Raw genomic sequence first — 25,166 nt, 5'->3', positions numbered from 1 at the left:
CATTTACTTCTGTTTTTTAACAGATTTTTAACAAAACTTATACTATATCATAGGCCCTCGTTAATCATCATGTACTGCTGCATCCTTAACCTCCTCATCTGCTCATAGCTAGGGTTTAAATAGACATGAAGTAAATGTACGAGCCAAAAATATGTATTTACAGAGAAGGTACTTTAAGGTTACACGAAAGATACTTCATAGGTGCTTTAAGCTGGCATTGCTGTTAAGTGATACCGATTAGGGCATATATTCGCGTTTCCTTCCATGATCTTAACACTTGCTCAAATCAATAGGTGAAATGCTAGGTAGTACTCACAAAACTTCCTACCTTTGGTGCTTCATCAGATTTGCCATACAAATACGATTGTTGGTAAAAATGAGAAAGAATATAGAATAAAAGAAATAATTAAAATGAGCAAAATTAATCGTAAGCAAGATGCGCTAGACTATCATGCTAACGGCCGTCCGGGTAAAATTGCCGTAATACCTACCAAACCAACGAATTCGCAACGAGATTTATCATTGGCCTACTCACCGGGCGTTGCTGATCCCTGTTTGGAAATTGCCGCCAATAAAGAGGATGTCTATAAATATACAGCCAAAGGAAATTTGGTGGCTGTTATCAGCAATGGAACTGCCGTGTTAGGACTGGGTGATATCGGACCTGAGGGGGGGAAACCTGTTATGGAAGGAAAGGGTCTTTTGTTTAAAATATTTGCCGATATTGACGTCTTCGACTTAGAACTTGATACCAAGAATGTAGATGATTTTGTCCGCACGGTTAAAATATTGGAACCTACGTTTGGAGGAATCAATTTAGAGGATATCAAGGCGCCGGAATGTTTTGAGATTGAGCGTCGATTAAAAGAGGAAATGTCTATTCCGGTTATGCATGACGATCAACACGGTACCGCCATTATCTCCGGTGCTGCCTTAATCAATGCCTGTGAGTTACAAAAGAAAAAGCTGGAAAAAGTTAAAATCGTTGTTAATGGAGCTGGGGCTGCTGCTATTTCTTGTTCACGTATTTATGTTTCGCTAGGTGCAAGGCCGGAAAATATTGTGATGATTGATCGGGCGGGTGTAATAAGAAAAGATAGGGAAAACCTAGACGCATTAAAGGGTGAATTTGCGACTGATCGGAACATTCATACTTTAGAAGAGGCTATTAAAGACGCCGATGTATTCATCGGCCTTTCTGCGGCCGATGTACTAACAGCCGATATGCTAAAAACCATGAGCAAAAATCCCATTGTTTTTGCCATGGCAAACCCAAATCCTGAAATCGCGTACGACTTGGCCGTAAAAACGCGTAAGGATGTTATCATGGCGACAGGCCGTTCTGATTATCCAAATCAGGTGAATAATGTATTAGGTTTCCCTTATATATTCAGAGGTGCCCTTGATGTACGAGCTACAGGTATTAACGAAGAAATGAAATTAGCGGCGGTATATGCTATTGCGAAGTTGGCGAAAGAACCGGTGCCGGAATCTGTAAATCTCGCCTATAATATAAACAACCTCAAATTTGGTAAAGACTACATCATACCTAAACCAACTGATCCGCGTTTGATTACGGAAGTTGCCCCTGCTGTTGCGAAGGCAGCTATCGAATCCGGTATTGCAAGGGCAGAAATTAAAGATTGGGAAGCATATAAAGAAAATCTTAGAAAGCGTTTAGGTTTAGATGACGTCTTAATGCGCGACTTAAGTGCTGCAGCGCGGCAAAGCCCTAAACGTGTTGTTTTTGCGGAGGCAGATAACTATAAAATCCTAAAAGCAGCCCAAATCGTTAAAGATGAAGGTATTGCTCACCCCATTCTGCTGGGTAGAAAGGAGAAGATCCAGCGTATCATCTCCGAGCATGCTTTAGACCTACCAAATGTTACAATCATTGATCCGTTGGAGGAGATCGATACGCCAAAATTTAAACAATATGTAGAGGCACTTTATAGAAAAAGGCAACGTCGCGGTATTACCTTGTTAGAAGCTAATAAATTTATGTTAGATCGTAACTACTATGGCGCAAGTATGGTTGAGTTCGGTGAAGCAGATTGCCTGATTTCCGGTTTGACAAAAAATTATGCGACAACTATTCGTCCGGCACTGCATGTCATTGGTACTCGTTCAGGTAGCCGCGTTGCAGGTATGTATATGATGCTAACAAAGAAAGGGCCTGTTTTCTTTGGAGATACAACTGTAAACAAAAATCCAACTGAAGAAGAATTGGTAGACATCACGGTACTCCTGCATGATGCGGTCAAGAAAATGAATATTGACCCGCGAATTGCCATGTTGTCCTACTCAAATTTTGGTTCAAACGAAGGGGAGATCCCTACAAAGATGCGTAATGCAGTTAAAACGCTGCATGAGAAATATCCTCATATTGTAGTGGACGGAGAAATGCAGGCCAATTTTGCCACTAATAGTCAAATGTTGGCAGAGAATTTCCCGTTTACCAATTTGAGTGGCGGCCCCGCCAATGTATTGGTTTTCCCTACTTTAGAATCAGGTAATATTGCTTATAAATTATTGCAAGAGTTAGGAGAAGCAGAGGCAGTAGGACCAATTTTGTTGGGGCTTAATAAACCGGTGCACGTTTTACAGCTAGGCAGTTCTGTCCGAGAAATTGTGAACATGGTCACTATTGCGGTCGTCGACGTGCAAGCCAAAGAGAAAGAAGCGGTAGGGAAAGAGAAAAAGAAGTAGATTTTTTAACTAGCTAGTCGGTGATAACCAACTAGCTAGTAATTATACTAACAACTAAAGGTTAATACCTAAAGAAATGTACGAATATTTAAATGGAAAACTGGCATACAAATGTCCCACGTATGTGGTACTGGATGTGAATGGCGTCGGCTATCATGTTAACATTTCTTTGTATACATTTGGTAAGATCAAGGATTGTGAGCAATGTAAGCTCTATGTTAGTTTTCAGGTTAAAGAGGACGCTCATTCACTATATGGATTTGCAGAAGAAGGAGAACGTAAATTATTCAATCACTTACTGTCTGTTTCAGGTATTGGAGCGAGTACAGGACGAATGATTCTGTCATCGATTACGCCAACTGAAATCCAAACCGCTATTGTCCAAGGCGATGTAAAGCAAATACAACGCATTAAAGGAATCGGACCTAAGTCTGCGCAACGCATTATATTAGAGCTGCAAGACAAGTTAAAGAAAGAGGGTGCCGACACCCTGATATCGGTTCCACAACATCAGTCTGTACCTGAGGAGGCTCTTACAGCCTTAGTAATGCTTGGTTTCAATAAAGCGCAAGCTGAAAAAGTACTAACCGAAATTCAAAAAAACAATGCCGCTCAATTTACCGTCGAGGAATTGATTAAAGAGGCCTTACGGAGGTTATAAAAACTTTCCGGTTTATATCGACTGTGCTCGAACAAGGCTTGCAAAGCCGTTTGATGTTCTGCTATTAAACTCTTTTGATCTTCTTGTAATGAGGAAAGAACATAAACTCTGACTTTTGCCTCGTAAAACTTCAGATTAAACTGTTTTGAAATCAATATTAATTGGCGGGCAAGGTGCAAGAAATCTCTATGCTGGTTTCTTAACAAGTCCAGATCCAATAAGCCTAATTGTAGTCGATTGATCGTGTGGGAGCTATTTGTCTGTACAGCCTCTTCCTTTGCTTGTAAAGCAAGGTCTGTTTGATCCATCGCTAGATATCGTTCGGCGAATGCCAGCTGAATACAGGCTTTAAAGTCGCTGGTCACTTTCCTATTCATATCCAAGCCATACTGATTTACAATCTGAAGATATTGCAAGGTGATTTCCTCGGAAGTTTTAATCTTTAACAAAATGTAGCCCAAGACATAAATAAGTTGTTTATGTACAAGATTTGTGCTCCGCTCAGGATAACGGCAAAATAAACGTATTTCGTCAATGGCATCTTCTTTTAAAACGTTATGCCGATAATAATGGTGGATATTTTCGATAATGAGCAAGGGATTCAATGAAAAGTCTGCAAAATGCTCTCGAGGCATTGAACGTAATATTTCAATATGTTTCAAGGTCTCTTCATCACGCAGATATAGCAATTCAAAAAAGGCTAGTGAAGTGTGAAGTAAAATTTTTTGTTGTGGAGAAATATGATATTGAAGCAATTTTTTAAGTGCTAGCTCATATTCTGTTTCCAATAGTATATGGTCCAGGGCGATATCAATAAAGGCTGAGTTGGCAAAAGCCCGATTAAGGGTGCTACCGATCGCTGGATTGGCATTTATTACGTAATCGAGGTTGCTACAGGTAAATAAAATGAGCGAAGCTTGATAGGGTTCAATGAACTCAACGTCTTGCATGTGGTTGAAAATATCCAAATCACCTGTTTCAAGTGAAAAAATGATAAACCACTTTAATAATGTAAGTTTTATGCTATCCGTATAAGGGCTGCTTTGAACCCAATCGATCAAGGCTTTATCGACCTGCCCATGTTGTTTGTCGAGAACATCCTGAGTGATAAAATAGGAAGCAAGAACTAACGACTTGAACCTTATCTGGTAAGCGGCTCTCGTACCTTTTTCTTCTTGATGTTCATAAAGGATGCCTGCATGCAAAAGTTCGCTATAAATGCTGTTATTTTCTTTAATAATGGCATATGCTTCTTTTTTGTTGATGTATGCGTGATCATCCGAAAAATTCACCATTCCAATCAGCTGGCTGAGCATAACCTGTTTTTCAGCAGCCAATGCGCCCTTAAGAATATTCTTGTGTAAGTATAAAGAGGCAATTGCAAATTCATCTGCCGGATTTAGTTGATCAACTCCCAGACTATCACCTTTTAACTGATAGTAATATTGAAAGTGTAAGGGCAAGCTAATTACCGGAAAATATTTTCTGGCATAATCTGTGTCGATAGCCTTGGCATTGCTAATCTTGTCAATTAATTCATGAATCTCCTGGCTTGTAAAGGCTGGTAGGTTAACGGCATTTGCGCGTTTGCTGCAAGGGAAATCGGTAAACCAGAGCTTATTGATTTCTGAATGATTTTCGATGAGGTGCCCGTACTTTTGCCAAGTAGAGGGACGAAGCGTAATGATGATCTTCATCCAGGGATAATTGGATAGATAGACCGTCATATCAATCAGTTGTTTGAAAACAATGTCAAATAATCGATTATTGATAAGATTATTGTTGAAGTCGTCTATGATGATATAAAAATTTCCCGGTGCTCCCTTTTCATACTGTAAGATAAAATCTTCAAAATGTTGTTGTTGAGGAAAATTAAGTAAATGTGCCAGCCATTTGTTGCTATGAAATCCAAAACCCGCAGCAAAAAAGAGCGAAGAGCTGTTCACATGTAGAAAAATGTTACTCCTGTTTTCTACATGGTTTGCTGCCAATTGCCTATCTACCCAATGCGTGATACCAATCGTTTTGCCCATTCCTGAAGGTGCACTGATAATGCAGCCCGTGGTATCGGTCTCTAAAAAACGCTGAATATGATCTGTGATCGACTGCCGTTCAATGGTATATAAATAGGAAATTCCACACTTATGTTTATTTGTTTGGATGGTAAAACGTGTGATATTATGTGCAGCTTGTGCGATTTCGTTCCAGGTAATATGTTCTTTGGAATCATCTTTTTGCGTCTCCATCTGTTTGATGAAGTCAGTCCAACTATCGTAACCACAATACTGCGATAGCGCATTCAACGTAAAAGTAGAGGGCGCATAACGGGCGTGTGCAAAACCGTATACACGCTTGATCGTCGTTTGACTGATCGTTTTGTGCGTTTTGGTTGAGATATCCAATGCAAGTTTATAGCAATCAGCGGCGATGATGTTATCAATCTTCGCAATTTCTAATACCTTATTTTTTAACTCTTGAATATGAGGTTGTAAAAATATCTTCATGCTTTCTGTTTTGGTCAACAACTGTGTTAATGCACCGTGTGATAAAGATAAGAGTTAAAGTTTTGGTTAACAAAAACAGAAAGCTTAATAAAAATGAAAATTTCTTTCGCAAAATTTAAAAGCACTTTTTTTTCTTGAGAGCGTAAAGTAGGAGAGCAGTTAGTGTTTTCCATCTACTTAATATGTAAATCCTTTGTTTTATAGCTTTTTAACAATCTTTTTACATCAATAACCTAGCAATCAATTATTGATAAGTAAGTTCTGAACAGTGTGATTAGTGTGAAAAAATTGTGAATAAATGTGTTGTTTGTTTTAAAAACTGAACAAACTGAACATGAATTTGTATTAGTGAACACCGTGAACACGCCTAATTCTAAATGAACATTGTGAACAACTAATTCTTCATTTTGGTGAGATACATTTGTATGACAATTATTATGCGATAATAATGAGTAATACTGTGTGTATTGTATCACTAATTACTCACCATTTATACAACGAATAGTTCACTAATTTATTGTTATCGGTTTCGAATGAAAATGTTTGCATGGAGGGAAACTATAGTTGCCTTTTTAATATGCTTTTATTTTAATGCGGAGTGATAGCTGAATTTGGATTATTCTTCAAAAATAGACATTCTACTTAACAGCTGTTGTATGGAAACAACTTTTACGTTCAGAAAATCTTTTTCCCACTTTGTATTTACTGTCCTAGCGGTATTCTTTGCCGTATTTGGTATGACCGGAAAGGGATATGGGCAAACGAAATCTTATGCGACTTGGACACCTAACTCCGGACGAATCCAAATTGGGTTATTTAATGGTGGAGGTGTAACGGACGCGGGTAATGCTGCAATAGCAGATGACACCTATGCAACTATAACATCCCAGAGAACAGTATTGTTGGCTGGAGGAGATGGGTGGTTACAGTTGAAATATCCAACCGCCCAAGCTGCAAATGCAATTTCGTTCATTAAAGTTTCCGAGCTAGCAGAGTCGGGCCTTGGTCTCAACTTAGGTCAATTGTTAGGAGCTCCTAATGATATTATCATTGCTGATTTATACCAGAACGCGAATAACGGTTCAACGACCGCTGATGAGGGAACTCGAATCGCAGGCCTTAATATAGAAACTTCCTTTGTGCGAGACAATAATGGAGATCTATATTTAGCAATAGCTGCGCCTCAAAATACTATTCCATATAACGGCGTAAGAATTAGATTGACATTCCCTCCAGAGGTAAACGTCGCTTCAACCATATCAATGAGGGTTCACCATGCTTTTACCCTATCTGGCACTTCATGTGGATTAGCAACTTACACAGATGTAGGTAAAAGCACGGGGCTAAACGTTGCCTTAACGGATGTCGTCCAAAATCCACAGAATGCAGTTGATAGCGATCCTAACAACTATTCTACAATCAGTACAGGCACCTTGCAAGTTGCGGGCTCTGTATTCCAAACTTTCTATTTTAATGGCTTATCGGCCCCACAGGATTACTTCAAAATCAAATTTTCAATCGGGGGCGGCAGTTTACTGGACCTTAATTTAATAGGTAGCTTTGAAATCCGTGCATATAACGGAAATCAACAAGTCTTTTCAAAGAAATTACAAGGAGGACTCATCAATGGTGTCGATTTATTAGGTCTATTGCGTAATGGCGAAACTGTAACTTTGCCGTTTGGTCCGGGTGTACCGTTCGATCGGGTAGCGATAGGGGTGAACACTTCGGTAGGATTAAGTTTAGCCAGCTCGCCATTAAGAGTCTACAGTGTTGAACGATATGGTGGAGCGAATAGTGGTATACTGACTTGTCCTGACCCTAATCCGATTATTCCTCCAAATCCAACGGATCATATGCTCAGTCAGAAAGATTGCGCAACCAATCTCATTTCTTCTGAATATGCTAATTTTCCTTATAACGCCGTTGACGGCAACAACGACAGTTACAGTACTTTAGAAGCAAGCTCAGGTACAGCCGCTGGTATCGGTTCTTATAGTGGCCATATTGAGCTTGGATTTAGTCAAATAAGACCAGCAGGTACCACCAGCTATATTCGTATAGATTTTGATAATGAGGTGCTCGGAGGATTATTGAATGGTAGTGTTGGACAATTGTTAGGTGGCGCAGTTAATAATGTTTTATTCGGAAGTCATTATTTTACGGTAGAAGCTAAAAATAATGGTGCTTCGGTCTTAAGCGGCTCTAGCAATACAGGTTTTTACAATACTGAAGGTCGTGTAAAAGTTGTTCAAGATAAGTTCGGACGCTACTATATCGCAATTACGCCAAATGGCGATTATAATAGTATACGTATCATAGAAAGCCTCGGAGCCTTGCTTGGGCTCGGAGAGGTGCGAAATATGAATGTCTATCATGCTTGTGTCTCAACCGGTTTCGAGCCATGTGAACAGGCATTTGCTACTTATACTGCTTCTAACGGGATTTCACTTGATTTACTAGGCGTAGGAAATGCCGGTGTAACCAACGCACAGAACGCTATTGACGGTGATGTAAATACTGCTTCTTCTATTAGTATTGGCGCTGCGGGTATAGCAGCAAGCGTTTATCAATATGTCGATTTCCATGGGTTATCGGCGGAAACAGATCACTTCCGCGTAAAGTTGAGAATGGACGGTGGTTCTGCTTTATCTGCCGAGGTATTGGGAAGTATCGTGGTGAAAGCCTTTAACGGTGACCAAGAAGTCTTCTCGCAACGACTTAGAGATGGACTGGTCTCTGATCTTGACTTGCTCGATTTATTACAAGGCGGACAAGTACTATCCTTACCATTTGGTCCCGGAAGACCTTTCGACCGTGTAGCGGTAGGTATTGAGTCTTTGTTGAGTGCAAACGTCATTAATAATCCATTACAGGTATTCAGCATTGAGCGTTTCAGTGCAGCTTGTCCGGATCCGGAATTACAAGATCCACCCGTAACGACACCGCCGTTTAATAACCAAGATTGTGGAACAACGGTAACAAGTTTCGAAAACACGAACTTCCCTCTTAATACGATCGATGGGAAAAACGATACGTATGCTACGTTATATGCCGGTACAGGTACAGCGCTAGGCTTAGGTGCCTTTAGCAGCCACATTGAACTGGCTTATCCGAATGCTATCCCCGCAAAAGAAACATCCTATATCCGTATCGATTTCGAAGATGATATGTTGAACTCCTTATTAGGAGGAAGTTTAGGCGGTGCCCTGGCCGATTTAGCTGGTGGCTTATTACTGGGCAATCACTATTTTGAAGTGATGCTGAAAGACGCAAACGGTAACCAGATATATAACGCATCCAGCGTCGACGGCTTTAGCGATCAAGCGGTAAAAGTAGTCAAAGACGCTAATGGTCGTTTTTACATAGCAGTGACGGCTGATGTCCCTTATCAATCGGTTCGTATCACGCATGGTTTGGCCGCATTGATCGGTGGTAATAACACCGCTACCATGAACGTCTACAGCATGTGCAGAGAAACTGAGTTCAATCCTTGCGAGCAAGCAACCTTTACTTCGTTCGATGGTTCGGGACTTACTTTAGATTTATTGGATATCAGTAAAGGAGGTGTTTTCAATTCACAATATGCAATCGATGAAAACTCATCTAATTACTCCACCATCAATTTAGGTGTCGCAGGCGTCGGTGCTACCGTGTATCAAAATATCTACTTCAAAACAAAATCAGCTGCAACAGATTCACTGAGATTACGGGTACAATTAGATCAGCCAGGGATTTTAAACGTAGATTTGGCAGGATCTTACCGAATTAAGTTATTTAATGGAGATGATGAAGTATATAACCAACCACTTCAAAGCTCACTGATCAATAATCTAGACCTTTTAGGGCTGCTTAATACGGGTGGCATCATCCAATTGACCATTGCACCAGGTGTTGTGTACGACCGCGTACAATTTGGCTTGCAATCGGTAGCAAGTATAAATACCAGCGCTCCTCTGAGATTTTATGGAGTAAGTCGAATCTCTGAAAATTGTCCTGACCCGGATTTCTTGGAACCTCCTTATCGGAACCCGGTTTGCGCCGATGATTTGGTAAGCGCTGAACATACCGACGATTTGCAGAACTTATTTGATGGAAATCATAATAGTTATGCAACGATTCGTTCGGACGCAGGTTTAACCAAATATTCAGGTCATGTAGAATTCGGTTATGCTGCCCCGGTTGCAGCAGGTACTACGTCGTATATACGCATTGATACCGAAGGTGGGTTATTAGACGCATTGTTAGCCGGAAGTGTAGGTAAAGTGTTGACGGATATTCTGAATAACGTCGTACTTGGAAATCATTACTTCCATGTTTATGTAAAAGACGCGAGCGGAGCTACTGTAGTTTCAGGATCGAGCGAAGATTCGTTTACAGGGTCAACAACGGGTATGAACCCAAATAAACAAATTCGTGTCGTTCAGGATAATGCAGGGCGATACTATTTAGCTATCACACCTAACACGGCCTACCAAAGTGTTCGCATTGAAGACCATACTGATGCATTGTTATTAGGACAAAATAACAGCATGAATGTTTATGGTATGTGCTATGAAACCGACTTTGAAGGTTGTGCAGGAGCATTTACTACTTCTTTTGATGGTTCAGGCTTAACCGCTGGCCTAACAGGTATAGGAAATTACGGAGTACAGAATCCTTATCGTGTACTTGACAATAATAATAACGGTGACTATTCCGAGATTAGCCTAGGTGCATTAAGCGTTGCCGGAGCTATTCAACAAAATGTTCAATTCAACAAAGAAATCGAAGCAAACAGCATTTTCAAAATTAAAATGGCTGTTGGCACAGGAACATTGGATGCCGGTGTCTTTGGAAGAATTGATGTGGTAGGATATAACAACGGACAGGAAGTGTATGTTGAAACCTTAGAGAATGCGGTTGTCGGAAATGTTAACCTATTGCAATTATTCAACAACGGCGCTAGTCCCGAAATCAGTGTGTCACCTGATGTAGCAGTAGATGAACTGGCGATTCGTTTAAGATCGTTGGTAGGTGTTACCGTGGTTCCGAATGTAAGGCTTTATTATATTCAGCAAGATTGTGACGGGGTATCAGATTTCGTAGCTTGGAAGAGCTATGCGGTAAATGCCGATCCTTCTATTGCTTCAGTAAAAGGAGGTGAAGAAGTAACTTATACGATCCATATTAGAAATACGGGTACGGTGGATCTGGCAGGATTGTCTGTAACAGATACAATACCGGCCCATACTACCTATGTCGACGGATCGGGCGGTGTGTTGGCTGGCAATGCTGTTACATTCGAGAATGTGGCTGTCGCAGCAGGTGCTACCACTACATTGAGCTTTAAGGTGACCGTAAATGCCGACCTAACCGGTGTTACTCAAATTAGTAATACGGCTTTTGTAAAAACGGATGCCAATGACCCTGGTAAACCAACTTATCCGCCTGCAAATAATGCTACTCCTACAGATCCGGATACAAGCGGACCTACCGGAACTAATATTCCTGTAGATCAAATTTCATCTCTCGTGTCCTGGAAAGCTTATAAAGTAAATGGCGATGCTTCTATCACGTCTGTTAGTGGTGGTGAAGAAATTGAATATACCATTTATGTACGAAATACGGGTAACCAAGCCCTGACTAACGTAAATATTACAGATCCTATTCCAACCGGAACTGAGTACGTGTCAGGTGGGACATCGGCGAACAGCGCTGTAAGCTTTACGATACCAACTTTAGCTGTTGGTGAAACTTCAAGCCCTCAGGTATTTACGGTTAAGGTGAAAGCTAATTTAACCGGGCTTACAGAGATTAGAAATGTCGCCGCTGTGACAAGCAATGAGGTTGGTACGCCTACGGAAAGCTTCCCGCCGGTAGATAATACAAATCCGACTGAACCAAATGATACAGGTGGTACAGGTACGGTTATTCCGGTAGCTCCAGCCGACAACCTGGTATCTTGGAAAGCTTATAAGGTTAACGGTAGTGCTGATAGTACGGCTGTTCGCGGAGGTGAGACGGTTGAGTATGCAATCTATGTAAGAAATAATGGAAATCAGGATCTAACCAATGTGGTGATTTCCGATGTCTTGCCTGCGGGACTTACCTACGTTTCAGGAGGTAGTTTTGCTGGCAATGCCGTAACATTTACGATACCTAGTTTAGCGGCAGGTCAGACTTCCACTCCGCAGATATTTACGGTTAAAGTAAATGAAGATTTGACCGGTATCGATGTAATCCGGAACTTGGCGACTGTGGCAAGTGATGAACTGACCACACCTATTGAAAGCTTCCCTCCAGTTGATAATACAACACCAAGTGAACCGGATACTACCGGTACAACCGGCACACCGTTGGATGTAACGCCTCTTCACGATTTAGATTTAGCACTGACTGGTACGAGCGATGGCGCAAATAGTGGACAAGCTGTATCGAATGATGTGATCACTTATACGGTTACCGTAACCAATAATGGTAATAAAGCCTTAACCAATGTTAATTTGGTGGATGCAATTCCACAAAATACGGCGCTTGAAAGTGCTGGCGACTTTACGCAAAACGGAAATAATCTTGAATTAACAATTCCGACACTTGCTGTTGGAGAAACCCTGACATATACCTTTACGGTACGTGTCAATACAATTGACCCAACGGTTGTTACGTCCATCGATAATAGTGTAACAGCAACTTATCGAAACGAAGATAATACGGCTGATAAATCAGAAACGGCTACGCATAGTATGCCAACGGATTGTACGCCAATTGATGCATCTAATATTACACTTGCCGGGGCTGAAAATCCGATATGTGCCGGCGAAGAGATTACCTTGACCGCGGCATTCTCCGGTTTAACAACGCCACCTAGCGCCGGTTCGGTGAAATGGTATACCACTGCGGATCTTTCCGGTACACCGTTAACCGGTTTATCTATTACCGTGAATCCCGAAGTCAATACCACGTATTACGTAGTGGTTGAAGGTGACGGATTCTGCTTTAATAATCCACCAGCTCAGATTAGCGTAACGGTGTCGGCGATGCCTGAAACACCTACCATCACAGCTACAGGAGCCAATCCTTTCTGTGAAGGAGGTTTCACTACCCTCGTAGCCAGTGGCAATGCCGATTCGTATAAATGGTTTAACAATGGGGTGGAAATTACCGGGCAAACCAGTGCAAACCTTGAAGTGAGCACTGCCGGCCAGTATACGGTAATTGCTTTGAATGCGGGTGGATGTGAAAGTTCAGTGTCTGCAAGTTTTGCTGTGCAAATGAATCCACGTCCTACTCAACCAACTGTTCAATTAGACGGCGACGCGGCTATCTGCTCCGGCACTGAAGTTACTTTAACTTCAAGTGCTACTGCTGGAAACCAATGGTTTAAGGATGGTGTTGAAATTCAAGGTGCAACGCAGCAAACACTCACCGTTAATGAGGCAGGCACCTACACGGTTATTGTAACTGATCCAAACACCGGTTGTACAAGCCTTGCTTCTACTGACCTGGTAATCACGGTGAATCCGACTCCTGAGATTACAATAAATGGAAATGCAGCTATTTCCGCTAAGGTGGGAGAGGCTGTTCAAATCCCTGGTGTGACAACAGATCCTACTGGTCTAACACCAACATGGTATGATAATGATGGTAATGTAACTACTAATTTAAATCCAACATTTAGTACACCGGGTGTATATACCTATACAGCTGTTGTAACGAATGGTGGTTGCTCGGCTTCTGCAACGGTTGTAATAACCGTATACGATGAGAATGCTTGTCCTCCATTGGTAGAACGGGTTTACGCCAATACGCAAACTTGGAGTGCGGTGCTTACAGGAGATGTAGAGAACCCGACTAATGCAGTAGATGGTAACCCGCAAACACATGCTACGCTAAGAACATTATTGGGCGTAGCCGGAATCGGTAGCGTTCGCCAAAACTTGCTATTTGCGCAAGAAGTAGAAGCTGGAACACCGGTTAGCGTGAAATTTGGTAAAGAACTGAGTGCTGTGGGTCTTATATCGGGTGTTTCGGTAGTAGGTTTAGATGCAGATGGAAACGAAATAGGAAGACCACAAAATGTACAAGGCGGATTGCTAGATTTATTGGTAGGCGACAATGTTGCTGAGTTTACTTTTGTACCAGCAGATAATAGTGGTCCTAAAAATTATAAAGGAGTACGTGTTATACAAGCGGCCGTATTAAGTGTTGCACAGAATACAAGAGTGTACGGAGCTTACGTTACGCAGAATAGCACAACAAACAATTGTGCACCTGTGGTTCCTGGTGTTAAAGCGAACGTGATTGATGTATTACATGGAGTGAGGGATATTGGCTTAGGAGCGTTAAGTGCGACTTCTTCTGTAAGCAATGCTTGGAATGCGGTAGATAATGATACAACTTCGTTTGCAACGATTTCAAGAGCTGCAGCTGTATTGAATGAAGCATTCTTAACCGTAGCGTTCAAAACACAAAGTCAGCTGAACGATTCGATCCGCATCGTTACAGAAGTGCCTAATGATCCGATCTTACAACTTGAGCTTTTGAAAGGCTATACGATTCAACGCTATCTAGGTGAAACACCAGTAGGTGAGCCATTGGATGAGGACAGCGGTTTGTTAAATCTTAAGCTCTTGGGTTTACTTGGCAGCAGTCAAAGGGCAGCAATTATTGTTGCGCCAACCAACGAACCTTTTGATAGGGTACGTATCAGTTATGGAAGTGTAGCTAGTGTATTGGGTAATACAACCAATATTTACGATATCAACTTAAAGCCAACTATTAGTCCTGTAGTGGACCCGGATGGTGAGTTAAAATTATGCCTGGGCGATTCAATTGAATTGAACAAAGTTGATGATTGTACAGTTTATAAAATCTTTGATGCTGCTGAAGGCGGTAATGAATTGACTACTTCCGATGGTTTCCGTTTCGCTTTACCTGATGGTTTGGCTGCCGGCGAACACACATTCTATGTACAGGCGGTTCGCCAAGGTTGCGAAGTAGGCGCTAGAATAGCAATCACAGTTACCATTAAACCAACAGCTGTTGAAGCGGATATTAATAACATATTGGTAAATGGAGCTGAACCTACGGCGCCATTATGCTTGGAGCCAAATGAAGAAGTCGTATTGACGGCGTCGTTAAGCGCAACCAGTACCGTTGTTAACCCCGTGTTCCACTGGTATAATGAAGCAGGGGCAGCCGTAAGTGGTGGCGAGAATGGTACCTTAAACTTAGGTGTATTAGCTGCCGGAACTTACACCTATCAGGTCGGTGTGAGTGGGGATAATGTATGTGAAAGCTTACCTGCTGATCGCAAATCAGTAACTTTTGTTATCAACAAACAAGCAGTTGACACTGATATCAATGTAATCGGAGAGGGGGCGCATTGTTTCGGATCGCCGGTAGTGTTAACTCCTAGTGCGAGTGACGCTAATGTAACAAACCCAATATTCAAATGGTACAGCACGGCTGATAAATCGGTTGAGATTGTCAACGGAACTGTAGCGGGCATCACTTATGCGATAGACGCGGCAACGGGAGTATTAACAATAACCGGTTTACCAATAAATGCAACTCCATACACCTTCTATGTAACAATGTCAGCAGATGGTTATTGTGAAAATGAATCAGGAAGAGCGGTGGATGTAACCGTGAGCAGTGAACTGGATGCACCGACATTTGATACAACTAATCTATTAGTTTGCGAAGGTGAAAATGCAAGCTTTACGCTTACAAATAGCCAGCCAAGCATTACCTACCATTTCTATGATGCGAATGGCGTAGAGATAACGGATCCGGCTCTAATTAGTCATGATGCAACTACCAACGCTGTTGTTATTCACAATGTTACAGCGAGCGTTAGCTACCTGGTAGAATCACGGGATGCAGGAGGCTGTATAAGTGGTGAACGTACTACAATTACTGCCGGTGTGAAACCAGTGTTCACTGAACCAATTACGGTAACGATTAATGGCCAGACGCCGAGCACCGGTATCTGTACAGACCCCGCTGGAAATGTGGTGCTAGCTGCAACGGTTGATGCTGTTATTACGTTAACTAATCCGGTATTCCATTGGTATGATGGTGCAGGAGCAGCTGTTACAGGTGGTGAAGACGGTACTTTGGAACTAGTCTTAACGCCTGGTACCTATACGTATACTGTGGGTGTAAGCAGCGATGAATACTGCGAGACACCAGCGGCTGATAGAACTTCTGTAACCTTTACCATTAACCGTAAGGGAGTTCCGGGAGATATAGATATAGCGACCTATCCTACTGATTTATGCGCAGGTGAAGAGGTAACCTTCACGGCCAGCAGTACGACCGTTACCAACCCAATATTCCGTTGGTATACAACGGCTGACTTATCTGATACACCGGTAGAAGGAGCTAGCTTTATGCCAACTACATTAGCAACAGGTGTGAATACGTTCTATGTGACTGTATCCGGAGATGATGTATGCGAAGGCGATGCATCCGCTGCGGTGTCAGTAACTATCAATGTAAATGCGACTGTTGAAGCACCGCGTGTACAAACAGAGGTGACTGTAAGTGTAGGTCAAAGCATCGATATAACCGCCGCTTTAGGCGAAACACAAACAGGCGATCCTGCAGATTATGAGATTGTCTGGACATATGATAATAACGGGACACCTGCCGAATTTATAGGAGCAACCTTTACGGTGCCAAATGACTTGTCGGTAGGCGTTAAAACATATGAGGTATCTGTTCGGAGCAAGGTGGGGGCACTTTGTGAATCGCCAAAAGTAACGGTCACTGTTAATGTAACCGAGGTGATCAATGATGATTGTTTGGAGGCAAATGCGCAAACAAATGGTACCAATGGTATATGCTTATTATGTGGCGTTTCCGATGCCGGCAATGCTGTAGATGGCAATCCGGAGACATACGCTGTGCTACAGAGAACAGTCAATGTATTGGGTAAAGTATGGCAAGAATTAATCTTCCCGAATGGGGGTAAACAAGGTGATACCGTTTCCGTATGGCTAAGTGGAAACAATTCAATCTTAGATGCAAGCATCTTAGGAGGCTTAAATATTGGTACTTACAACGGTGCAACTAATAATAATGATGGAAGTCAAACAGGAGCGATATTAGATATCACCTTATTCCCTGGAAGTACAACAATACAACAATTTAAATTTATTGCAGGTGCTGATTTCGACCGTGTTCGTATTGAACAATATGAAGCAGTTGGTTTACTGGCAAACGGTCTGCGCATACATGGTGCAAATCTCGAATTACCGGCACCAACCGATATCCAACCGGTTGATGGTACTGCCTACTGTCAGGGTGATGAAATTACCTTATCCGCTACAGCAGCACCAAATACGCAATTGCGCTGGTTTGACGATGAAGGTAATCTAATAGGTGAAGGAGCGACCGTAACAACTACAGCACCGACGGATAAAACGGGCGAAGTTATTTATGAAGTAGTAGCCTTCCGTACAAATACCGGTGGTGAAATCTGTTACGGTGAGCGTATACCGGTTAAATTGGTTATTAATGATAAGCCGGAAATAACAGAACAACCCGCTAATTTAACGTTGGCGCCGGGAAGCACGGCTACCTTTAATGTTGTCGCTACAGGAACCGGTTTGACTTATCAATGGGAACAACTGGAAGGAACTACTTGGACAGCGCTTCCGGGTGAAACAAACAGTAGCTTGAGCTTGACGGTTCCATTGGTTCCTGCGGGTACAGTATATACTTATCGTGTAGTTGTTTCTTCAACTACAGGATGTGATGTGATTTCTGCACAAGCTACATTAACAGTTACTGCTCAAGAAGTAGACTTTACGAAGAGCAATCTTGCAGTAACGAAGGATGGTGCAATTGCAGACGGCGTAGACTATAACGAAGTGACCGCAACCTTACTGGATGCCTTCGATAATCCGGTAGCCAATAAGGATGTAGTCTTCACTATTGTGAATGTGGACGGTACAACGAGAGATACGACGATTACGACCGATGCTAATGGTAAAGCACTTGCCACAATAACTAGTATAAAAGCTGGAGAAGCAAGTGTGACTGCTACGGTAGATGGCACAGCAATTACTGTCGGAAGTCCGGCGATCGTAACCTTCGTAGCGGGCCCTGTTGATCACGACAAGAGCAGGCTGGAGGTGACGAAAGACGGAGCAGTAGCGGACGGGGTAGACTATAACGAAGCAACGGCCACGATAGTGGATGCGAACGACAACCCGATCGCAGGCCAGGATGTGGTATTCGATATCATGAACGTTGACGGCACTACCAGCCAGCAGACGGTAACGACGGATGCAACAGGTAAAGCGATAGTCCGTGTGACCAGCACAAAAGCAGGTGAGGCAACTATTGCCGCAACGGTAGGCGGCACGGCCATCAGCGGCAGTCCGGTAACGGTAACCTTCGTAGCGGGTCCTGTTGATCACGACAAGAGCAGGCTGGAGGTAACGAAGGACGGAGCAGTAGCGGACGGCGTAGACTATAACGAAGCAACGGCCACGATAGTGGATGCGAACGATAACCCGATCGCAGGCCAGGATGTGGTATTCGATATCACGAACGTTGACGGCACTACCAGCCAGCAGACTGTAACCACGGATGCGGCAGGTAAAGCGGTGGTACGTGTGAGCAGCACAAAAGCAGGTGAGGCAACGATCGCGGCTACTGTAGGCGGCACGGCCATCAGCGGCAGTCCGGTAACGGTAACCTTCGTAGCGGGCCCTGTTGATCACGACAAGAGCAGGCTGGAGGTGACGAAAGACGGAGCGGTAGCGGACGGCGTAGACTATAACGAAGCAACGGCCACGATAGTGGATGCGAACGATAACCCGATCGCAGGCCAGGATGTGGTATTCGATATCACGAACGTTGACGGCACTACCAGCCAGCAGACTGTAACCACGGATGCGGCAGGTAAAGCGGTGGTACGTGTGAGCAGCACAAAAGTAGGTCAGGCGACGATAGCAGCGACAGTAAATGGCACGGCGATCAATGGTAGTCCAGTAACTGTGAACTTTGTAGTGAACCCGACAGACACTGGTAAGAGCAAGCTGGAAGTAACGAAGGACGGAGCAGTAGCGGACGGTGTAGACTATAACGAAGCAACAGCCACCATTGTGGATGCCTTTGAAAATCCAATTGCTAACAAGGATGTGGTATTCGATATCACGAACGTTGACGGCACTACCAGCCAGCAGACTGTAACCACGGATGCGGCAGGTAAAGCAGTAGTACGTATAACCAGTACAAGTGCTGGTCAAGCGACTATTGCAGCTACGGTAGATGGAATGGGTATCAGTGGTAGCCCGGTTGTTGTAAACTTTGTAAGACCTTATAACTTAAGTATAACCAAGGTTGCCGATCAAGCGAGAGTAAAAGCCGGCGAAAGTACTACGTTTACTGTGACAATCACCAATGAAGGTCCGACGGCTATTCCTAGTGGAAAAGTGATTAGCTTGACAGAGCGGCCAGGAAATGGTGTAAGCATTACCGGTTACGAAGTGACATCAGGTAACGGAACCATCAATGGAACGGGTAATACGCCTACGGTGACAACCAGTGCAAACATACCGGTTAATGGAACCATCGTGGTGAAAGTGACTGCACAAATAGCGGTTGACGCTCCGGCAACCATAACCAATGGTATCAGCGTTTGGGGTCCGGATAAACCTATAACAGAGGATCCGGATGATGAAGATGATACACCGGAAATACCTGTTGATCGTGACGCGCAATTAAGCATAACAAAAGTTGCAGATCAAGCAAGGGTGGTGGCTGGTACAAGCACCAGCTTTACGGTAACAATCACGAATAATGGTCCTGCTGAAATCGCTAGCGGTAAGGTGATTACCTTAACTGAAAGACCGGGAAGTGGCGTAAGCATCACTGGTTACGAAGTGACCTCTGGTAATGGAACAGCTAGCGGAAATGCAACGGCTGCAACGGTTACTACAAATAAAGTAATTCCTGTTAACGGAACCATTATCATCAAGGTAACTGCGACGATAGCAGCGGACGCTCCGGCAACCATAACCAATGGTATCAGCGTATGGGGTCCGGACAAACCGACAACAGAAGAACCGGACGATGAAGACGACACACCGGAAATACCAGTTGATTATTTATCAAACTTGAGTATTACAAAAGTAGCGGATCAGGCGAGAGTCCAAGCGGGTGAGTCTACCAGCTTCACCGTAACTATCACGAACAATGGTCCTTCAGATATTTTGAGTGGTAAAGTAATCAATATTGCTGAACTACCAAGTGAAGGATTAAGCATCACCGGGTATGAAGTGACTTCAGGTAATGGTACAGCAAGCGGTAATGGAAATACAGCTACTGTCATAGCTAATACAAAAGTAGCTAGAGGTGGAACGATTACGATGAAGATAACGGGATTGGTTAATGCAGAAGCGCCGGCAGTAATTAGCAATGGTATCCAAGTTTGGGGTCCAGATAAACCGGCTACGCAAGATCCGGATGATGAGGATCAAACACCGGAAATACCGGTTGATTATCAATTACCGGAAGCGGCGGATGACGAAGCGGAAACAACCTCGGCAACACCGGTTACCATCAATGTGTTGGCAAATGATAGAGCTACTAGATGGCCATTGAATGTCGCCTCAGTAGAAATTGTGAATGCGCCTCAGAACGGTAAAGTTGCAGTAAACGCAGACGGAACGGTGACGTATACATCGGATAAGGGTTATGTCGGTACGGATAGATTCACTTATACAGTGAAAGACGAAAAAGGCAATGTAAGTAATGCTGCCACTGTCATGGTTAATGTGATTCCGAACCCATTGTTCATACCGAATGCCTTTACACCGAATGGTGATGGTAAGAATGACCAGTTTGAGATTATGGGAATAGAAGGCTATGATCGGGTTGAACTCTATGTGTTCAATCGTTGGGGCAATGAAGTATATAATAATCCAAATTACAATAATAATTGGGATGGTCAGAACCTGAATGAAGGTACTTACTATTACTTGATCAAACTGATTAAGGAAGATAAAGTGGAAACGCAAAAAGGTTGGGTATTATTAAAGAGACAGTAGATATTGGACATAGGTTGTAGGGATTGTCCAAAAAGAAACAGGAAAACTTTTTGGACAAGGCCTTACAAACCACATTGCTTCATAAGGCAAAGGACTCGAATGAAAATAAAACGCTATGGATAAGCATAATATAAAGAGATTAGTCATCGTACTGACATTGGCACTCGGTTTGGGAGAGGTCAAAGCGCAGCAAAATATCCAATTCACGCAATACATTTTTAACTCACTGAGTGTAAACCCAGCTTATGCAGGTTACAAAGAGGAATGGTTTGCGCAAATGGCTTTGCGTAGTCAGTGGACTGGTATTGACGGCGCGCCAAAAACGGGACAGGCATCAATAGACGGCGTGTTGGGGATGAATAAGAATACAGGGGTAGGTTTGCAGGTTACTGCAGATAAATTGGGGGCACAAAGTGCTACTTCCGTCTATGCCAATTATGCTTATCGTTTGCGCTTAGATGCTGAAGATACCCAAAGGCTAAGTTTTGGAATCGGGGCAGGTATTACCCAATACGGACTGGATGGAAATGAACTGAGAACAACCTATCCGGGCGATCCAACAATTCCACCGGGAAAAATCAGTAACACGATTCCGGACATACGTTTTGGCGTTTACTATTATAATCCTCGTTGGTACTTAGGTGTTTCTATGATGGACTTACTTTCAGGTGATCAATCCAATAATATTTTCCGTTGGGACGCGAATGCTACTTCCAATTTAAAGCGTAAGCGTCATATGTATTTGATAGGAGGGGCCCTGTTTGATCTATCAGAAGATATGAAACTTCGACCAAGTGTAATGGTTATGGAGGATTTTAAGGGACCTACAAATGTTGATTTGAATGCCATGTTTATCTTTGGGGAACGAGTGTGGTTAGGAGCGGGATATCGAATGGGATTAAAAATGGGTAAATCATACGCCAACGGACAGCAGAATCTGAGAAGCTCTAATGCAATTACAGGTGTGGCGCAATTTTACGTCACCGAACGTTTGCGAATTGGTTATTCATACGACCATATATTAAGCCGTTTGAGCTCTGTTCAAAACGGAACGCATGAGGTCACTATTGGTTTAACCTTTCCTCAAAGCGGTTATAGACTCATAAGTCCACGATTCTTTTAGGCCAGGTAACGAATTAATCAGCTAATGCAGAATCCAATGAAGAAATTATACATATATCCCTATTTATTAGTGCTCATCCTTTTAGGATCGGGGGTACAAGCACAAGAACAACCTACGCTGCGCGATCGGGCAAATCAACTGTATAATGAATACCAATTCGCGAAGGCCGCTCAATTATATGAACGCTTGGTCGATAGTAAAAAACCGAGGCAAAGCGATTTGGAAAATTTGGCGGATTGCTATAGGAAGATGAATAATTACGGAATGGCTGAGAATTGGTACGTTCGTGTGTTGGAAGATAGCACAAGCAATCCGATTAACAAACTGCGATATGCTGAAGTACTAAAGGCCAATGCAAAATATGCCGAAGCAAAAAGGGCTTTTCAGGACTATGCAGATAAAGCTGGCAGCACGAATGAAATTGATTTACAAATAAGGGGATGCGATTCTGCCATTGTTTGGATGCAGCAACCGACTACGCATAAGTTAAGAAACGAGTCTTCTGTAAACACAGCCTTGGCAGAATTTGGAGGATATACCGTTGGAGATAAAGTTTATTATGTTGGGGAACCTGATGCTATTATGTTCAAGAATGTTTACGGATGGACGGGTAATCCTTTTTTAAGAGTTTATAGCGCGAAGCATAACGAAGGAAACATCCTGAAGGAATCAAACATTGCAGAGGCGTCATTTAACAATGAACCTTATCATGTGGGGCCCGTGGCGTCTAATAAAGAAGGAACGACACTTTATGTAACGCGTACTCATCCCGGAAAAGAGGTGCAAAAGGAGAAAGAAGATAGAAAAAGATACCGTACCAAAAATTTGGAATTATATATTTATACAAATGATAACGGTACTTGGAACGAAACCCCTTTTGCTTACAATCGAGTGAATGAATATTCAGTAGGCCACGCTGCCTTGAGCCAAGACGGTGAAACATTATATTTCGTCTCGGATATGCCGGGAGGACAAGGTGGAACCGATATATGGTATAGTGAGCGCTTATTGAATGGTGAGTGGGGCGAACCTAAGAATGCCGGTCCGATGATCAACAGTGCCGGAGACGAGATGTTTCCCAGTATAACAAAGGAAGGTGTTCTGTATTTCTCAAGTAATGGTTGGCCAGGTATGGGGAATCTAGATGTTTTTACCGCAATGGGAGCTAAAGAAACTTGGTCTAAGGCGGTTAATATGCGTTTTCCTGTTAATTCTCCTGCTGATGATTTTGCCTACACGGTTAACGATATTACCAATCTCACCGAGGCGGGTTTTATGTCTTCAAATAGAAAAGGAGGCTTGGGCAGTGATGATATATATTCTTTTACTTATTTAAAACCGAAATTTACGGTGCTGCTTGCCGGGGTAACTTACGACAAGGAGACCGAAGAACCTTTAGCTGACGCAAACGTTAGTTTGCTTGATGAACAAGGTACCTTATTGGCTAAGAAAACGAGCGAATCGGCAGGTCGATTTGAATTTGAAGTGGATGTAGAGCAGGCTTATCAAGTATTAGGCGAAAAAGTTGGCTACATTGCCGATTCGGCATTTACTAATACCAATGGATTAAATCCGGGCGATACGGTGAGAGTTGCTTTATACCTAGATCAGTTAAAACAAGGGAAGACTTTCCGGTTGGATAATATCTATTATGATTTTGATAAATTTAATATCCGTAAAGATGCCGCGGTTATTTTGGACGGACTCGTAAAAATCATGAAAGACAATCCGACCCTAAAAATAGAGCTCTCATCCCACACAGATAGCAGAGGAAGGGATAAATACAATATGACGCTTTCTCAAAAACGCGCACAGGCTGCAGTTGACTATTTAGTCAGCAGAGGAATTGCGAGAGATAGGATGATTGCTAAAGGATACGGTGAAAGTAAGTTATTAAACCGTTGTGCTAACGGCATCAAGTGCTCAGAAGCAGAACATCAACTGAATAGAAGAACTGAATTTACTGTATTGGAGCTTTAATTATAACATGGTTCAAGCAAAAGCGATAAAGTCCATCATCAGGGTATATCGAATCGTGAAAAATACTGAATCTATTCATTCGTTTAACCGTCACAACAGATAAACTACGTCAACATAAGTCAACGCATTATTATATAGTTATTATTCGTTAAACTACTGATCCGGTCAACCTAAACCAATAAATTAAAGTAAGTATTGTTTTAACGATAACGAATAAAAATGAATATCTTGTTAGTCGATGATCACAGTGTTATCCGGTTAGGTGTCCTTTTTATTATTAAGGAAATGTTCGGAAATCCCGTTATTCACGAAGCCGAAACATGGGGCAAAGCGACTGAGCTGATTGACCACTATCCAATTGATTTGGCCATTTTGGATATCGAAATCCCGGGAGGCAAAGGTCTTGATATGATTTCCCTGTTGAGAACAAAAAAGCCTTATCTTAAAGTATTAATGTTTACCGCTTTTGACGAACATCTGTATGCCCTGCGATATCTAGATCAGGGAGCACATGGATTTATACAAAAAACGGCAAATGACCAAGAACTTAGAAAAGCGATCGGCAACGTGTCGGCTGGTAAGCAATATATCAGTACGGCGATAAAAGATATGATTTGGGAAAGCCGGCTCAAAAAAGGTAAATCGATACAAAGTAATCCATTTGAATTATTGTCTAACCGCGAATTAGAGGTTTGTAAACTGATGGTCAAAGGTCTTCGATTAAGCGATATTGCTGCACAGCTGCAATTGCATACTTCCACGGTGGGCACCTATAAAAATAACATATTTCAAAAGCTTCAAGTTAATAATATACGGTTGCTTCTCGACAAGTTTCACTTGTATCAAATGTATAACTGAAAACCTTCAACATCAACTGGTGTGGCAGTCATCGAAATTTCTTAATGACAAAAGAAGATAATTTGCCTACTTGATTTTTAAGAGCTGCAATTGTATCAACCGAATCAACTTACGCGCTATTTTTTCCTCCACCAAATCTTTTACTTGTTTGCTTAAAATGAAGGTAACAGAAAATCTATAGAAGGTGTTCGGTTTTCAGAAAGCCAATGCGAAAATGGTTTTGGGTTTCTCTGGGTGGCCTTTTTGTAGTTAAAACAAACAACGAGCTCCTTTTCAAA

7 protein-coding genes are annotated in these 25,166 nt (G+C 42.5%); 6 read left to right on the top strand and 1 reads right to left on the bottom strand.

From position 1 onward, the window contains the following. The first annotated feature begins 411 nt into the window (after positions 1 to 411). Both M1D52_RS20945 and ruvA read left to right on the top strand, forming a co-directional pair. Positions 412 to 2,709 carry an NADP-dependent malic enzyme gene (locus M1D52_RS20945; protein ID WP_437393450.1) on the top strand — a complete coding sequence of 766 codons (2,298 nt, stop codon included), beginning with the start codon at positions 412 to 414 and terminating at the stop codon, positions 2,707 to 2,709. Positions 2,710 to 2,785: 76 nt separating this feature from the next. After that, on the top strand, positions 2,786 to 3,370 hold the full coding sequence (gene ruvA, locus M1D52_RS20940; RefSeq protein WP_130856243.1) for a Holliday junction branch migration protein RuvA: 585 nt from the start codon (positions 2,786 to 2,788) through the stop codon (positions 3,368 to 3,370). Here ruvA and M1D52_RS20935 read toward each other — a convergent pair. Then, positions 3,322 to 5,874, bottom strand: coding sequence for a hypothetical protein (locus tag M1D52_RS20935; protein ID WP_041387270.1), 2,553 nt, complete (start codon positions 5,872 to 5,874; stop codon positions 3,322 to 3,324). The genes ruvA and M1D52_RS20935 overlap by 49 nt on opposite strands. Positions 5,875 to 6,530: 656 nt before the next feature. Here M1D52_RS20935 and M1D52_RS20930 point away from each other — a divergent pair. From M1D52_RS20930 to M1D52_RS20915, 4 genes are all read left to right on the top strand, one after another. Further along, a complete protein-coding gene (locus M1D52_RS20930) occupies positions 6,531 to 20,927 on the top strand; it encodes an Ig-like domain-containing protein (protein ID WP_457941586.1) in 14,397 nt (4,798 codons plus the stop codon). Between the two features lie 115 nt (positions 20,928 to 21,042). Continuing rightward, a complete protein-coding gene (locus M1D52_RS20925; RefSeq protein WP_013665372.1) occupies positions 21,043 to 22,050 on the top strand; it encodes a PorP/SprF family type IX secretion system membrane protein in 1,008 nt (335 codons plus the stop codon). 36 nt (positions 22,051 to 22,086) lie between these two features. Further along, positions 22,087 to 24,030 carry an OmpA family protein gene (locus M1D52_RS20920; protein ID WP_437394569.1) on the top strand — a complete coding sequence of 648 codons (1,944 nt, stop codon included), beginning with the start codon at positions 22,087 to 22,089 and terminating at the stop codon, positions 24,028 to 24,030. Between the two features lie 219 nt (positions 24,031 to 24,249). After that, the gene (locus M1D52_RS20915; RefSeq protein WP_377613390.1) at positions 24,250 to 24,888 is read left to right on the top strand and encodes a response regulator; all 639 of its coding nucleotides are present in this window, start codon (positions 24,250 to 24,252) and stop codon (positions 24,886 to 24,888) included. Positions 24,889 to 25,166: the final 278 nt, after the last annotated feature.

This window comes from Olivibacter sp. SA151 (assembly GCF_054130995.1).
Note: the sequence above shows the minus strand (reverse complement) of the source record. Positions and strands in the feature narration are given on the sequence as shown.